This is a genomic window from Paenibacillus sp. FSL H7-0756 (genome assembly GCF_038006765.1).
Classification (GTDB): domain Bacteria; phylum Bacillota; class Bacilli; order Paenibacillales; family Paenibacillaceae; genus Paenibacillus_AQ.
Genome location: NZ_JBBOVT010000001.1, coordinates 3,156,489 through 3,172,738 on the forward strand (window position 1 = coordinate 3,156,489; position 16,250 = coordinate 3,172,738).

The following is a 16,250-nucleotide window of genomic DNA, read 5'->3' on the forward strand; positions in this document are numbered from 1 at the left end:
TGACAGATGGGGATGCTGGGCCAATACGTGATGGTGGATGAGGATACGCTGGAGCGGATGATGGAGATGGACGGGGCGGAGCTGATGGATACGCTGGAGAAGCTGATTGAAGGCGGGAGTGAACACTACGATATCGACAAGCTGTGGGAGGAACTGCATCTCGCGCTAACCGGAGTCTCAGCCAGTGAGCCTATCGAAGGCGATCCGTTAAGTGAAGCGGTTGTCGGCGTCCATGTGTTTGAGGTGGAAGAGGAGGACGGGTTCTTCGCGTGCACGGAGCAGGATGAACTGGAAGATATTATTGCAGCGATGCAGCAGGTGGATTTAGATACGCTGGAGACAGGTGACATTGAAGAGGCGCTAAGGCAGCAGGTGACAAGTGAGTTTACCGGACTTCTGGACTTTTACCGGAGGGCAGCGGCTGCCGGGAAGCATGTTATTTTCAGTGTGGCTTGAATTATCCTCCTTATATAGCTAACAGAAACGGTACTGTCCTTGTTACAAGGAGGTACCGTTTCTGCATAGGAGTGGGGGGTTACGGCTGCAATTTTTTCTGAAGATAATATTTCGTCTGGCCTTCATTCGGACAGTCCTTGATTTCACCGAAGATCTCATACCCCTGCTTCTGATAAAAATGCGGTGCCTGCCAGCTCATCGTTGTCAATTCGCTAACCTTACAGCCGCGCCCCGCTGCTCTGGCTTCCAGCTCCTTCAGCAGAGTTCCGCCGAGTCCATGCCCCCTGTATCCGGGATCAACGGCCAGTAAGTGCACGTTCAGGATATTCCAGACCAGTTCCCCGGTAATGCCGCCAACGAAGATACCGTTCTCGTAAGCGGCGAGGGAGATTACCTCACGTTGATAAGGCGGAATGCTGCTGTCCATGCGGCGGCTGTGTTCCTCCAGGAGCCTGGAGATTTCCTGCTGATTCTGAGCAAGGTCCAGTTCTATGATGTTCATGGGTATGCCTCCTTAGGATATGAATTCAATGATAGCCATTATATCAAAATAGAGCCTGCGGACGAAGCCGCAGGCTCTATTTGTACAGGGAGAACGGCGGGAGTGCCGTCCGTTATTCCGTGGAGATGTAGTGCAAATAGAAGAATTTATATGTTTTACACGATAATTTATCCTTCTATTTCTCGCTGAAACGGTACCGTCCTTATTAGGACGGCAAAGCCGTTTCTACTTGTTGTGTCCGCTCTCGGCATTCAGCTTGGCGATCAGCTTATCGCCTTCGACATCGAGATTCGGCAGCAGGCGGTCCAGCCATTTCGGCAGCCACCAGGCTTTGTCGCCGAAGACGGCCATGACGGCCGGAACCAGCGTCATCCGGACAATGAAGGCATCGATCAGGATGCCGAAGGCCAGTGCGAAGCCGATCTGCTTAATCATCGCATCCGGGGCGAAGATGAAGCCTGCGAAGACGGATACCATAATCACACCTGCGGCCAGTACGACCCGGCTGGCCAGATCATAGCCGTGAACGACACTGTCCTTGCCATGGCGGCCGTGGACATAGGCTTCACGCATGGAGCTGACCAGGAAGACCTGATAATCCATGGCGAGTCCGTACAGAATACCGGTAACCAGGATTGGCATGAAGCTGAGCAGCGGTCCGCCGGTATCGAAGCCGAACAGCGAATGCAGCCAGCCCCATTGATAGACGGCGGTGGTCACGCCGAAGGTGGCAAGAATACTTAGCACGAAGCCGACGGTCGCTTTGATTGGCACGATAATCGACCGGAACACCAGCAGTAGAATGATCAGCGACAGGATTACGATGATCCCGATGTATACAGGGAAGGCATCGGACAGCTTGGAGGACATATCAATATTGATGGCGGTGAAGCCGGTCACGCCAAGATTGATATTGTTGCCGGTGGTCAGAGCGGAATTCGGATCGCGCAGCTCCTGCACCAGATCTCTCGTTGCGGTGTCAGTGGGACCCGTCTTCGGAATTAGGCTGATAATAGCGATATCGCCGGTGGGACTGACACCAAGCGGAGAGACTAGGGTCACATTATCGTGCATTTGCAGCTCCTGAACCAGCTTGCCCAGGACTGGCATGGAGATCTTCTCAGACGGATTCTTCGTCTCAGCGACCAGCAGCAGCGGGCCGTTGAAGCCTTCGCCGAATCCTTTGGAGATGACATCATAGCTCTGGCGGGCCGGAGTATCCAGGTTCGCCGAGGCGCCGGATGGAATACCCAGCTCCATCTTGGTCACCGGAATTGCGGCTGTGCCAAGCACCAGCACTACGAGTACAATGATGGCCCAGCGGTATTTCACTGTGGCATTCGCCCAGCGATGGGAGAAGCTGTGCTGTGATTTTTTGGCTGCGGTGCTGTGCTTGGTCCGGGCTTTGGCAGTTACGATCCGTTCACCGACCAGTCCGAGCAGCGCAGGCAGCAGGGATAAGGCCAGCAGGACGTTGATCAGAACACTGGCCGCAGCCACAAGTGCCATTGTCGATAAGAAGCCGATGCCAATGACGAGCATGCCGCACAGGGCGATAATAACGGTCAGACCCGCGAAGAATACAGCACTGCCTGCGGTGCCCAGAGCACGGCTGGCTGCTTCCGCTGCGCTTAATTTCTCATCCAGGATCAGACGGCGTTGCCGGTTCACAATGAACAGCGAGTAGTCGATCCCTACGGCGAGACCGATCATCACGGCAAGAACCGGTGTAATATCGTTCATCTGGATCAGGCTGCCGAGGGCAAACGCACCTCCGACGCTAATGCCGACTCCGAGAAGCGCGGTCAGCAGCGGCAGGCCTGCGGCTACGACTGAGCCCAGTGTCAGGAACAATACGACGGCAGCAACGGCCACGCCGATCGCTTCTGTGGAGCCGATGGCCGGCATGCTTTTGAGCGAGTCGCTTGGAATCGCCGTAATGCCTGAACCGGACTGTTCGACCTCGGCTACGGTATCGATGATATTATCCGGCACATCCGATGGCAGAGATGTCTGCTGAACGGTGAACTGGAACTGGAACAGGGCAATGCTGCCGTCAGCCGACAGCATCACGCCGGGAACCGGCATCCCGTCGGCCATCAGCGGGCCGAACGGGGCTGCCTGAGCGGCAGCGCCCTGGCCCGCAGCGGCGGAAGGATCGGCGGCGGCGGCTTGGCCGGCAGCGGCGGAAGGGTCGGCGGCAGCTTGGCCGGCCGCAGCGGAAGGATCGGCAGCGGCGGAAGGATCGGCGGCAGCGCCCTGGCCCGCGGCGGCAGAAGGATCAGCGGCGGAAGGGTCAGCACCGGCGCCCTGGGCCGCCGCAGCCGCTTGGGCTGCCAGCTCCATAGGGTTGATGACATATTCCATGTTGTACACATCATTAATGGCCTTCAGGAGCAGCGCAGTACGCTCAGGCGTATCGAGACGTTCTCCTTCCGGAGCAGTGAAGGCGATGCTTGCCTGCCCTCCGGCAGCAGCGGGCAGCTCTTTTGTCAGCTTATCCAGCACTTTTTGCGACTCAGTGCCTTCAATTTTCATCTCAGAGCTGGATTGAATGCCGTTGACTCCAATCAGGGTGCCTACAACTCCGAGTACAATGATCCAGACTGCAATGAAGGCCCAAGGCTTGGCATAAGCAGATTTTCCTAAGCGGTATAGAAAGGTAGACATGTAATGGTTTCTCCTCTTTATCTGTGAATTTAGAAGCCGTTGCGTAAATAAGCAAACATGGAATTCAGGTATTGTTCAAACAGCATGGCATCGGAGCCTTCACTCAGCTGTTCGCCTGGCAGCATGACATTCAGCCGTCCGTCCAAGATAGGCACGAAGGCCCCATAGACAGCACCTACCAGCAGGTGGGTATATCCATCGGCATACCGTCCACGGGTGAACTGCTCCAGCGTGTCCTGGGCGGTGATCTGCAAATGCCGAAAGACATTGAGAATGTAAGGCTCCAGAGACGGATACTGATTCGCCAGGGAGACGAACTGCCGCAGCTTATGCAGGAACTCCGAGGTGAATTGCAGCTTCAGCAGATTGTACAGGGCATCGAGCGGTGTAGCATCGGGCGGCAGAGCAGCCAGCGGGTTATTTTCTTCCTCTTTCTCTTGGACAGCAATAATGCCAATGAAGTAGGCAGCGACTGCCTCTTCTTTACAGGAGAAGTAATTCGCAAAAGTCCGCCGGGAATACCCGGCCTTCTGAACAACATCGTCGACAATGAAGCCGTCCATGCCATGCTCAAGCGCAAGCTCGAAGGCCGCTACGGCTAAGGCGTAGGAGGTGGCTTCCTTTTTTTTGTCCCGCAAATTCAGTTTCGAATTCAAATTTCAACGTTCCTCCTTTCTTCAAAAGTTAAAGGCGCTATAGAATCTATAGATTCTATTATTGCTCAAAGGGAAAGATTGCACAATGAGCATCGAGTGACGGAAATGTGAATGTTTTAAATTTGTAATAATGAGCTGGAGAAAAAAGGTGGGGGATGAGGGATGAGTTAGGAGGAAGTCATTGTGAGGATAATGAGAAATGGTGGAGTAGGCGAGTAAGTGCGTAGGTACGTAGATGAGTAGGTGAGTAGATGAGTAGGTGAGTAGATGAGTAGGTGAGTAGGTGAGTAGGTGAGTAGGTGAGTAGGTGAGTAGGTGAGTAGGTGAGTAGGTGAGTAGGTGAGTAGATGAGTAGATGAGTAGATGACTAGGTGAGTAAGTGAGTAGGTGAGTAAGTGAGAGGATGAGTAATGTTGGTGTAAACAGACGATAGCGCGAGCAAATCCCCGGGCGGATAAGAGCAGAGCTGAAGAATGCGCCTTCATTCGCGAAGGGACAGCAATTTTGGCTTCTTTTGTCATCCGTGAGGTTTTACATTAAATGGCTGCAGGCGTAAGATTCAATCAACAACCGAATGAAATGACACTGTTCTTGAAATGGCTGAATTCCGTAACGGGAACGGGGGAACCAACTGGTGCAGGCGGCTTAAGGATGGGCTGCTGAGTACCCGGGGTGAATCCTTGCCAGCGTGCTACTATGGCTCTGGTGAGGTAGGGCAATCTCGCTGTCCGAATCCGTCAGCTAACCCCGTAAGCCTCGAAGAGAGAGGATGAGCGCCATGATCGATTAACCGACCACGGAGAGCCCTGCTGCTGCTGTGGTCTTTTTGTTGTGCAGGAAAGGGATAAATCCCACTAATTGCGCTGAAAATGGGCTGGATGCGGAAATGAGAGGGATTAATCCCTCAGATTGCGCTGAAAATGGGCTGGAGGTGGAAATGAGAGGGATTAATCCCTCAAATGCAGAGGAAAGTGGGAGGATGAAGAGCACAAGTGCACCTGAATCCCGGCAATGTTGGCTAAACGAGCAAATGAAGAGCACAAGTGCACCTGAATCCCGGCAATGCCAAGTTGCGTCTCAGCCCCTACTAACCAAGCAGCCTAAAGTGAAAATTAAAGGAAATAGTGACGGAGAGAAGCACAATTAAATCATATAACAACATTAATTAGTCAATTTAAATACGAATTAGTCTTGTATGTACCACATTAGTCTGTTTCCGCATCACCCAAATAGTCAGCTAATGCATCATCACATTACATTGAAAGGAGGGGTTACCATCGTTACTGTATTTATCGTCTGCTTCTGGGTGGGCCTCCTGCTTATCCTCAGCGGCAGCATTCATGGACATGGTCTGGCAGGCCACCTGCATGTCGGGGGCGGGGATGCGGGTGGACCGGGCTTCCTGCCGATTCTTCCGTTGATGGTGTTTGTCACCGTCTGGGGCGGCACGGGGTATATGCTTGTCAATTACAGCGGGATGCAATTGCTTGCCGTAGTGCTGGTCTGTACTTTGATTGCCCTGCTGCCGGGCATTCTGCTCTACACCGTGCTGGCACGGGTGATGACCCGGTATGACAGCAGTATGAGTGAACTGGATTATGATCCGGCCGGCCAGCTCGGGTATATCAGCATCGCCGCAGCGGATGGGGCTGTGGGAGAGATGAAGTATGTGCTGCACGGGACCATGCGCTCCATCGGCGTGCGGGCGGAATCCGGCCAGCAGCTGCTGCGGGGCGACCGGGTGATTATTGTGAAGACGGATAAGGGGATCGCAGCGGTCACTCTGTTCGAACGGGAAATGGAACATAACTAACGGGGAGTGTCGGAGCAAATGTTAATTTTATATGTAACCGGAGCTATTGTTGTAGTGATTCTGCTGGCGTTAACCAGTATTGTGACCGCGTATAAAAAGGTTCCGCCCAATCAGGCCATGATCGTATACGGTCTCGGCGGCAAAAGAGTGGTTCAGGGCGGCGGGACGTTCGTCATCCCCGGCTTTCAGAACAATAAAACCATCTCCATGATGCTGATGAGCTTCGATGTTATCCCGGCGCAGGCCATGTTCTCTCGTCAAGGCATCAAGCTGAACCTGGAGGCAGTCGCCCAAATTAAGATTAAAAGCGATCCAACCGCGATTCTCACTGCCAGTGAACAGTTCATTGACCGGCCGGAAGAGGACCGTGAGACGATTATTTTGCATTCGGTGGAGGGTCATCTGCGCGGCCTCATCGGCCAGCTCAGTGTAGAATCCATACTCAAGACCCCAGACGAAATCAACAGCAAGATGCGGGAGACCTGCTCAGAGGATCTCGACAAAATGGGGCTGGAGGTGGTCAGCTTCACCATCAAGAAGATTACCGACGACAAAGGGTACATCGACAATATGGGGGTGCCCGAGATTGAGCGTATCCGCCGCGACGCCAGTATTGCCAAGGCCGAAGCCGAACGCGACATTCAGATCAAGCAGGCCGAAGCGGAGAAGGAATCCTCCATTGCCAAAGCCAATGCCCATCAGGCGACCATAGAAGCGGGAACCGCCGCCCGTGCGAAGGAATCCCTGTTCGAGAAGGAGCTGAATATTAAGCAGGCGGATTTCAAGCTGGAGACCGAGGTGAAGAAGGCGCAAGCGGATCTGGCGTACGAATTGCAGCAGAACAAGATCAAGCAGTCACTGGTTACGGAACAGGTGAAAATCACTCAGATGGAGGCCGAAGCCAACCGCACAGTCCGGGAGATTGAGGTCGAGCTGAAGCAGAAGGAGCTGGAGGCGACGGTAATCAAGCCTGCCCAGGCGGAGAATCAGGCGACGATCATGAGAGCAGAAGCCGCCAAGCAGCGGCAGATTCTGGAGGCGGAAGCCGAGGCAGCTACCACAACCAAGCGCGGACTGGCAACAGCAGAGGCGGAGCTGGCAAAAGGGAAGGCGAATGCAGAGATCGTACAGCTCGCCGGAGCGGCGGAAGCGGGAGCACTACAGAAGAAGGCTGAGGCGTACAAACAGTTCACTCAAGCTGCCCTGACCGTGGAATTTCTGAAAATCCTGCCGGAGCTGGCTGAGAAAATCGCCTCCCCGCTAGCCAAGGTAGACAAGATCACGGTCATCTCTCAGGACGGCGCTTCCTCTGGCGTGAACAAAATTACCGGCGATATCGCCAAAATCATGGCCCAGGTGCCTGAGCTGACCAAGACACTTACCGGCATGGACGTAACAGAGGCGCTCAGCGGGTTATTTGGCCGGGATCATGAACATGGACAGGAGTAGATGAGGAATAGGGGGAGGTAGTAAGTAGTTAATGAACCGGCAGCAAAGCCGCCTTCCTGACTGCATCTCTCCACCAAAAAAACAGGCGTCAATCTCCAAAAGGAGGCTGACGCCTGTGGTATGCCTTAAGCAGTACGAAGCTGTACGAAGCAGCAGCCTTATAATGAAAAGCAAGCTGTAGATCAGCGCTGCACCGCTCTCAGGCGGTAAGTGCAGCTTGCGTAATCTCCGCGCAGGTCGGAGACTACAAGGCCGATGCGCATCAGGCGGTCGCCGCCGAGCGGTGTACCGTCAAAGGCCGTCTGGAACGGACCGGAGCTATCGCCTCCAGCTGCCGCAGCAGCTTCAGCGCCGCCGTGGACATGCTCGTTGCTGCCGGCAGCCCCGGTCTCGATGACGTAATCCAGCTCCGGATTCAGTCCCTTGAGCGTAAGGCGCGAGATTGGCGGATTAGGTCTCGCGAGTACACGGAAGTAAGCGACGAAGGCCTCGGTCTTGTCCTCGCTGACGAACATCCAGGCGGTCTCACCGCTGCCCTCGAACGGACTTAGCAGACGGTACATATCCCCTTGCTGCACCAGTTTGCGGATTTCCTTGTACTGGGCAATCTGCCGGGCGGCCAGGTCCTTCTCGGCTTCGGTGAACCTGGTGAGGTCCAGCTCGTAGCCGAAGTTACCGCTCATCGCCACATCGCCGCGCGTAGCGAGGGAAGTAATGCGGTCTACCTGATGGTTCGGAACGTCAGATACATGCGCGCCCATGCTGCTGGCCGGATAGACGATGCTAGTGCCGTACTGAATCGCCAGGCGCTCCACCGCATCGGTGTTGTCGCTGGTCCAGGTCTGCGGCATATAGAACAGCATGCCCGGATCGAACCGGCCGCCGCCGCCGGAGCAGCTCTCGAACAGAATGTCAGGGAAGCGCGAGGTCAGGCGTTCCAGCAGATTATACAGGCCGAGCATATAGCGGTGGGTGGTTTCTTTTTGCCGCTCCGGGGCGGCCTTCACTGATGCAATCTCGGTCATGTTACGGTTCATGTCCCACTTGATATAGCGGATCGGGGCACTGGAAAAGACCGCGCTTAGCGTCTCATACAGATAGTCACATACCTCCGGGCGGGAGAGATCCAGGATCAGCTGGTTGCGGCCTTCCGTGCGGCGGCGTCCCTCGGCATGCAGGCACCAGTCCGGGTGCTTGCGGTATAGCTCACTATCCGGCGAAACCATCTCCGGCTCTACCCATAGACCGAACTGTACGCCTTCCTTATTGACCCGGTCTGCCAGATCCGCCAGACCTTCAGGCAGCTTGCGGCGGTCCTCGAACCAGTCGCCGAGCGAGCTGTTGTCCTTATCGCGTCTGCCGAACCAGCCGTCGTCAAGGACGAATAGCTCAATGCCGAGCGGGCCTGCTGCTTTGGCGATGGTTGCGATTTTGTCCGCATTGAAGTCGAAGTAAGTCGCCTCCCAGTTGTTGACCAGAATCGGCCGGGCCTGATCACGGTGAACACCGCGGCAGAGCCGGGTCCGGTACAGCCGGTGATAGGTGCGCGACATGCCGCCGATGCCTTCGCTGGAATAGACAAGCACGGCCTCCGGGGTCTGGAAGGATTGGCCCGGCTCCAGCAGCCAGGAGAAGTCGAACGGATTAATCCCGATGCTTACACGGGTCTGTCCGAACTGCTCCACCTCAGCAGTAGCGCTGAAGCTGCCGCTGTAGACGAGGCTGAAGCCATAGACATCACCCTGGTCTTCATCTGCACCCGGGCGCAGAAGCGCGAGGAAAGGATTGACCTGATGGCTGCTTGATCCGCGGCGGCTCTCCAGAGACAGCGCGGCCCCGGGGTTAAGCGGGTGGCGCTGGACATGGCGTTCTCTGGCCCATGCGCCGCTCAGGTGTAGGGTGTCATAGGCAGAATCGGCAAAATCCACCGATGCGCTAAGCGCCTGCTCCAGCCGGAACGGGGCTTCACCGTTATGCTCGAAACGTACAGAGCGGGTAACCGCCTGATGGTCAGCGAACACCGTATAGAGCAGTCTGACCGTCAGACCGGCGTAATCATCCTTCAGGGTGAGCTCAAGCGTGAGGGCTTCTGCTTCGCTCTCTGCATAGACCGCAGGCAGTCCGTCCAGTGCCGGCTTGCCCGGCGTGATTACATAGCCTGCATATTGCAGCTCTGAGATCCGCGTGCCGTCTGCAAGCTGAACCTGATAAGCCGGCCGGCGAAAATCACTTGTACCATACTGCGGATACTCCTGCGGGAGTGCATCCAGCGAGAGGGCGGGCTTTTGCGGCAGCGGGGTTGGCGAGAAGGAGGCGCGTTCACGCAGCTCCAGTGCTCCGGCCAGACTGTCATCATGACGGAGCCGTGCGCCCCAGTAGACATGGGCAGGGTAACCCTCTACCAGTTGGATGATGTAGCTGGTGTCTTTGGACTGAAGGTGAAACAACCCTTGCGATTCATCTGCAAAAATGTTCATGATCTTAACACTCCTTGTATGTTGGGATAAGGTCTGAATATCTGGACCAGCTTGAGCGGGACTTCTGCGGATATCTTGGAAAAGGCAATCTGCGATTGCTGTGAAACCGGGCTGCGGCTAATCCGCTATCCCGCCGCTGGTCTCGCGGACAATCAGCTTCGTGCCGATCATCGTATGCGAAGGAGCTTCGCGTCCTTCGAACCGCTCGGCAAGTAATTGAACTGCTGCTTTGCCCATCTGCTCGGGGTAGGCGCGGACCGTTGTCAGTGGAGGCTGAACATAGGCTGCCATCTCGATATCATCGAAGCCGACGACAGCCATCCCGGCAGGCACCTGTATCCCGTAATCATGCAGGGCACGCAGGGCGCCGACCGCCAGCGGATCACTGGCGGCGAAGCAGGCCGTAGGCCGCTTTACACCTGCCAGCAGCTCGCTCATCATCCGGTAGCCGTCAGCACTGGTCCAGCTTCCCGTGCGGATCAGCGCCGGATCATAACAGCCCTGGCTCTGCATGATCCGGGTGTAATGATGCCTGCGGCGTTCCTCTCCGCTGCCGCCTCCGATGAAGGCGATCTCGCGGTGACCCAGCTCCAGCAGATGGCCCAGCGCCTGATCGACAGCCTGCCGGAAATGGGTCCGCACGGAGTCGTATTCCGGGCGCTCCGAGTAATGATCGACAAGCACCGTGGTGCTTGTATCCTGGTGCAGCTTCGCAAGCTCTCCCGGCTGGAAGCTTCCGCCGACTACGATAAGCCCGTCACCGGCGGGCCGGAGCGGGGCTGGCGTGCTGTGTCCGCGCAGCGTCTGGCCCAGCCGGATGCCCAGCTCCTCACAGCGCAGCTCCACGCCGCGCCGGATGGAGCCGTAATAAGGGTCGTCCCGTTCCTCTTCGGCTGAACACCAGAGCAGAAGCGTGACGGTCTTGCTGCCCAGCTCATTCTCCCGCTTCAGTTGCCGTACCCGTGAGGGCTTGTAGCCCAGCTGCCCGGCCACGGTGAATACGCGGCTGCGCGTCTCCTCGCTGACAGCCAGGGACAGGTCGTTATTTAGCACTCTGGATACGGTTGCGGCTGATACGCCGGCCTCCCGGGCGATATCTTTAATCGTTGCCAAGCTGATCACGCCTTTTTAGTTAATAAATTTACTAAATCTTCACCTTAATCCTATCATCCCTTTGGAGTTCTTTCAAGCAGATTTTGACGAGCGCTTACATGGGAGGGGATTGGACGCAGGAGCACCGCCGTATCGCCTCATCGCCTCATCGCCTCATCGCCGCCGCCCCATCTACGTACCGCCTTATCGTCGTATAACCCCGTCACTATTTCGTCGTACGGCCCATCGCCCATCGCTCATCGCCCGCCACTCATCGCCCATCGCTCATCGCCCATCGCTCATCGCCCGCCACTCATCGCCCATCGCTCATCGCCCACCACTCATCGCCCATCGCCCATCACTCATCGCCCATCACTCATCGCCCATCACTCATCGCCCATCGCCTAGCCCCGCCCCAACATCCTCGCGGACTGGAAGGCCCTTATCAGCACCAAATTACACGGTTAGGCAGGCCGGGCGGACTCAGTGGCCGTTAACTAACCTATTACTCCTCATTTATAGCTGCAAATGGTCAAATAGGCGCTCCTGAGTCCGCAAACATAAGAAAAGTTGGTTTTTTCGCGTTATAGCGTCATATCAGTCCGCCAGATGCCAAGTAAGCCTAGGAGGAGTTTGGAACAAGCCCCAAACAAGCCCCCAACAGGTCTTGCTTTGTTGTTCAGCCCTTGCTCTTTGGAGACAGCTATGTCACAGCCTACTATTCCGTTTGTACGCAAATAAAAAAAGGCAGCCTATTTAGGCAGCCTCGTCCATTTTTTTCGAGCAAATAAAGTTATCTCATCCCTATCACCCTACAGCATGCTCACCGAACAAATGTCCCACAATCAGATCCGCACACTCTTCAGAAGTGTTCTCATGCGTGTTCACCTTGAAGCCATACCCGATGTCCCGGGCCATCAGCTTGTGCTGCTCCTCCGACTGGTCTTCACTCCGGTGCTCCCGGGCAAGGTTGCGCTGGCGGCAGATGTCCAGAGGACAGAATACTTCAATAATGGATAGCGGGTATCCGCTGAAAATCTCCTTTACCTTCTCATAATGAGGCGCAAGTCCGGGACGTTCCACGATAATGCCGTCAATCAGCACATGCTTGCCATGATCCGAGAATAGTTTGGCGGTATGATACATCATGATAATCGCTTCGCTAAGATACTTCCAGTAATCTTCACGCAGGTAGCGTTCCCCGATCGTCTCTTCGAAGAGATCATTGGCTACCACATAAAAGAATTCCGGTGATCTCGCTTGTATGGCTTCGACGATTGAGGTTTTGCCGGAGCTGGTCACTCCGTTTAGAAATACGATTTGTCCTTGGTTCATTTGCCTTTCCTTCCTTTCATGCTTCGTTTAATTTCTTCCTTCGTTTATTCCCTTCATTACTCTTATTCCCTTCGTTACTCTCCTCCCGCATTCCCCTCAATCTGCTGCATATAATCCCGGGGGGAGAGCCCGGTGACCTTCTTGAATACCTTGCTGAAATAGAAGGCGCTCTCATAGCCGAGCTTCTGGGAGATTTCGTAGATCCGGCCTTCGCCGCGGACCATCATCTCCTTGGCGGCGTTGATTTTGGTCTCTGTGATATACTCAACATAGTTCACTTTGGCGACCTTGGAGAACAGGTGGCTCAGGTAGTTGGGGCTGAAGTTGAACACATCCGCCACCTGATGAAGCGAGAGCTTGGTGCCGAGATTTCTTTTGATATACTCCTGGACATTCTTCACCACCTGCTCCTTATAGCTCTGTCTGCGGGTGGCGAGCATCCGGACGCAGCCGTCCCGGAACTGGACGAGCCAGACGATAATCTCCTCAATCGTATGCATCTGGTAGATCGCCCGGTAACCCTCCGGCTCCTGTTCGAAGATCTGCTCCACCATGTTCTCGCCGTCCGCTAGCAGGGAGGTCGCCATATACAGAATGTTGCAGGCAGCATCGGTGGCGGGAACGAGCAGGTCGTCCCGTCCGTCGAAGCTCTCGATCATCCGGGAGATAATACTGTGCAGGGCGCGGGTATCCATTTCTTCAAAAGCTCTGCGGATCTCCAGCCGAGACTCCGAGAAGTCAAACAGAAGCTGCTCCTGCAGCGGGGCTTCGCCTTCCGTGAAGAAGACGAAGGAGCGCTCCTTCACGGCGGCGGGCAGCGCCTTCCGGGCAGCTAGATAGCTCCCCTGCAGCAAAAACGGATCTTCCGCCGCGAAGCCGATCGCCCCGATAATGGTCACGTTGAAATAATTATGCAGCACGGAAGCCATATCCGCCAGTTGCTTCTGAATGTCAGGCATCCAGAGCTGCGGATCAGGTCCCGCAACCGGCAGAATCAGCGCGAAGTTGCGCAGATCCAGACTGGTTACATAGCAGGCGCTAAGCGAAGAGAGCGTATCCTTCGCCATCTGTACCGTGCTTGAGCATAAGGCCACCAGCTTATCCCCGCGCGGCGGGACGGTGTCCGGTCCGAGAATGCGGCAGGTGCAGACCAGATAGGCCGGCGCGGAGAGGTCCACCTCCAGATCCTCCTTTTGCAGCAGATACTGGTTCTTGTTCTCGAACAGGCCGCTTAACAGCCGGATGAAGAATTTATCCCGCTGGGCCTGGAGATTGCCGCGGTGGACCAGCTTCGGATAGCTCTCTATCGTCTGATACTCCTCCAGGATACTAATGGCCCGGCGGATCGATTCGCCCAGCGCCTCCGGGGTCAGCTCCAGCTTCACCAGGTAATCGGTGGCCTGGACCTCAATCGCTCCGCGCGCATACTGGAATTCCTCGTAGCTGGTCAGCATGATGAACAGCGGAAGCCGCCCGTACTTGCGGCGGACCGAGCCGGCAACCTCGAGGCCGCTTTTAATCGGCATTTTGATATCGCTGATTACGATGTCCGGGCGGAGGGTGTCGATCATCTCTTCCTCCTGCGCACCGTTGTGGGCGATGCCGACGATTTCAATGTTATATTGCTCCCATTTCAGCATGGACTGGAGTCCGATGCAGACCAGGGCTTCATCATCTGCGATTAATAATTTGATCAAGCTCATCACATCCTTGCTCAGTTTGCAGGGCGCCGGGGGCTATTCTCTCTGCCGGAAGGGCAGCAGCAGCTTCATCCTGGTGTAACGGCCGACCTCGCTCTCAATCGACAAGCCGTACTCCCCGCCAAAAGCAAGCTGCAGCCGCTCGTTCACACTGCGCAGCCCGATATTCTCCAGCATTCCCTTAGCCTCGTCCCCGGGAACGGTTAGGATGGTGGAGATCTGCTCCTCCTTCATCCCGACCCCGTTGTCCTCGATCGTGATGAGCAGATCCGCGAAGCCGCTCTTCGTGACCCGGACCACAATATCGCCCCGGCCTTTGGGCTCGATGCCGTGGAAGATCGCGTTCTCGACCAGCGGCTGGAGGGTGAAGCGGGGAATAAGCCCGGCGAGCAGCGCTTCCTCTTCAATCTCTGTGACCATGGTAACCGTGCTGCCGTACCGGTATTTCTGAATCAGGAAATAATCATCCAGCAGGCTCAGCTCATCCTTCAGCGGCATCAGCCGCCGGTTGTCCTTGGCGATGCTGCGGAGCAGCCGGGACAGGGAGGTCGTCATCTCTGCAATGCCGGTGGCGTTCTGGATTGTAGCCATCCATTTGATTGAATTCAGGGTATTATACAGGAAGTGCGGATTAATCTGATTCTGGAGCATCCGGTACTCCAGCTCCTGCTTCTGCTTCTCGTCTGCGAGCCGGCTGTCCATGAGGGCCACGATATCCTGGGACAGGCGGTTAATGCCCCGGCCGACATCGCCCAGCTCGCTGTTCCATTCAATACCCGAGTCCAGCAGGAAGTTGCCCTGGGCAATCTTGTCCATGCGCTTCTTCAGCTTCTCCACCGGCAGGCTGATCGTGCGGGTCAAATACAGCGTAATGATCGCGCTTAAGACAAGCACGAGCAGACAGACACCGAGCAGGACGAGAATCCATATATTGCTCCGGGGAGCGAACTGGTCGTTCGATAAGGTCTGCGAGAGCATGACACCGCTGCGTACCGGATACGATACCACGATATGCCTTTCCCGATCATCCTGCAATTTCACCATGGACAGCTCGGTACCCGGGCCGACAGGCTTGTCACTGGTATAGGCTACCGGCTCATACGGCTCTTCAATGGCTTTGACCTGATCTCCGTTAAGCTGATAATGATGCTCGCCGAGTGTGAGGAGCAGCCGGGAATGCTCCGGCAGGGCATAGCCCTTCAGCTTGTCCGTAATGACGGAGGTATTCGCGAGCAGGTAGACGGTGCCCACCCGGGTAGCCCCCCGGCCATAGATCGGGAACACAAAGGGAATGCCGTAGGAATTGGAGAGAGGATCTTTAATGACCCGGTCCCATTGCTCTTCGGCCTCATTCGTCAGACCGGTGACTTGACCGATATTATGGATGGTAAGCGGAACGGAGGTGCCGAAATTCTCCACCTGCAGGAACTTTCCGCTGTTATCCGTGGCAATCAGGCGGCGTACATAGCTATAGGAACGGTTGATCCGCACATCGTCCTGCATCGCGTTGAACACATTCAGCGCCTGCTTGGGGCTGGCCTCCGCCGACCCGAAATATTCGGTAAGCAGGGTGTTCGTAGACGAGTTAGTGCTGCTGGTCATCGCCAGCGTAGTCAGATCAATCAGATCCTGTTCAATAATATGGGAGACGAGCTGGAGGTTGAATTCCGTCGCCTGGATCGTTGTTTTCCGCTGATAATAGGTAATGAGTTCGTAGCTGAACCATGACAGCAGCGTCGCTATCAGCAGCGCAAAGGCGGTCATGAGCAGAATAATGCGGCTTTTAATAGTAGATTTTCTTACCGTGGTGAACACTCCTTTAGGATATATAAGAGGCACTAAAGAAATAAACAAAAAAGCAAAAGAAGCGGAGGGGAAATTTGGAACTGGAGGAGCGATAGCGACCGCCTTTGTCACCGGATTTCTACCGCGATTAGCGGTTTAAATCAAGAAAACTGGGGACAACAGCGGCCGGAAGTCCAAATGTTCACCGCAGTGACGATGTAGCTTCAAGTTAAACTCTTAAGTGCATCTTATACAGGTGAGGATATATAAAGCGTTTTCAACTACCATAGCATATTCCTGCGTTTCAATATAGAG

Annotated in this window: 11 protein-coding genes and 1 riboswitch; of the genes, 3 read left to right on the forward strand and 8 right to left on the reverse strand. The window is 55.4% G+C overall.

All coding sequences use genetic code 11. The annotated features are described in order from the left end of the window. Positions 1 to 6 precede the first annotated feature (6 nt). Complete coding sequence (locus tag NST04_RS13760) at positions 7 to 456, forward strand: DUF1877 family protein (protein WP_341184700.1); 450 nt, start codon at positions 7 to 9, stop codon at positions 454 to 456. A gap of 79 nt (positions 457 to 535) precedes the next feature. On the opposite strand, the gene NST04_RS13765 is transcribed toward NST04_RS13760, so the two are convergent. From NST04_RS13765 to NST04_RS13775, 3 genes are all read right to left on the reverse strand, one after another. After that, positions 536 to 958: a GNAT family N-acetyltransferase gene (locus NST04_RS13765; protein WP_341184701.1), complete on the reverse strand. Its 423-nt coding sequence runs from the start codon at positions 956 to 958 to the stop codon at positions 536 to 538. A 225-nt stretch (positions 959 to 1,183) separates the two neighbouring features. After that, positions 1,184 to 3,628 carry an MMPL family transporter gene (locus tag NST04_RS13770; protein WP_341184702.1) on the reverse strand — a complete coding sequence of 815 codons (2,445 nt, stop codon included), beginning with the start codon at positions 3,626 to 3,628 and terminating at the stop codon, positions 1,184 to 1,186. A 29-nt stretch (positions 3,629 to 3,657) separates the two neighbouring features. Beyond that, on the reverse strand, positions 3,658 to 4,284 hold the full coding sequence (locus NST04_RS13775; RefSeq protein WP_341184703.1) for a TetR/AcrR family transcriptional regulator: 627 nt from the start codon (positions 4,282 to 4,284) through the stop codon (positions 3,658 to 3,660). A gap of 588 nt (positions 4,285 to 4,872) precedes the next feature. Beyond that, positions 4,873 to 5,055, forward strand: a riboswitch (cyclic di-AMP (ydaO/yuaA leader). A 487-nt stretch (positions 5,056 to 5,542) separates the two neighbouring features. On the opposite strand from NST04_RS13775, the gene NST04_RS13780 reads away from it, so the two are divergent. Together NST04_RS13780 and NST04_RS13785 are read left to right on the forward strand one after the other, a co-directional pair. Beyond that, the gene (locus NST04_RS13780; RefSeq protein WP_341184704.1) at positions 5,543 to 6,097 is read left to right on the forward strand and encodes a hypothetical protein; all 555 of its coding nucleotides are present in this window, start codon (positions 5,543 to 5,545) and stop codon (positions 6,095 to 6,097) included. A gap of 18 nt (positions 6,098 to 6,115) precedes the next feature. After that, positions 6,116 to 7,546 (forward strand): flotillin family protein, encoded by a 1,431-nt coding sequence (locus tag NST04_RS13785; protein ID WP_341184705.1) that lies wholly within the window; start codon positions 6,116 to 6,118, stop codon positions 7,544 to 7,546. A 182-nt stretch (positions 7,547 to 7,728) separates the two neighbouring features. On the opposite strand, the gene NST04_RS13790 is transcribed toward NST04_RS13785, so the two are convergent. The 5 genes from NST04_RS13790 to NST04_RS13810 all read right to left on the reverse strand — a co-directional run bounded on the left by NST04_RS13790 (position 7,729) and on the right by NST04_RS13810 (position 15,914). Continuing rightward, positions 7,729 to 10,023, reverse strand: a complete 2,295-nt coding sequence (locus tag NST04_RS13790; RefSeq protein ID WP_341184706.1) for an alpha-galactosidase — start codon at positions 10,021 to 10,023, stop codon at positions 7,729 to 7,731. Between the two features lie 117 nt (positions 10,024 to 10,140). Next, complete coding sequence (locus NST04_RS13795; protein WP_341184707.1) at positions 10,141 to 11,136, reverse strand: LacI family DNA-binding transcriptional regulator; 996 nt, start codon at positions 11,134 to 11,136, stop codon at positions 10,141 to 10,143. 786 nt (positions 11,137 to 11,922) lie between these two features. Then, positions 11,923 to 12,450, reverse strand: coding sequence for a phosphotransferase-like protein (locus NST04_RS13800; RefSeq protein ID WP_341184708.1), 528 nt, complete (start codon positions 12,448 to 12,450; stop codon positions 11,923 to 11,925). Between the two features lie 74 nt (positions 12,451 to 12,524). Continuing rightward, on the reverse strand, positions 12,525 to 14,147 hold the full coding sequence (locus NST04_RS13805; protein WP_341184709.1) for a response regulator transcription factor: 1,623 nt from the start codon (positions 14,145 to 14,147) through the stop codon (positions 12,525 to 12,527). 39 nt (positions 14,148 to 14,186) lie between these two features. Continuing rightward, on the reverse strand, positions 14,187 to 15,914 hold the full coding sequence (locus tag NST04_RS13810; RefSeq protein WP_341184710.1) for a sensor histidine kinase: 1,728 nt from the start codon (positions 15,912 to 15,914) through the stop codon (positions 14,187 to 14,189). Between the last annotated feature and the right edge of the window lie 336 nt (positions 15,915 to 16,250).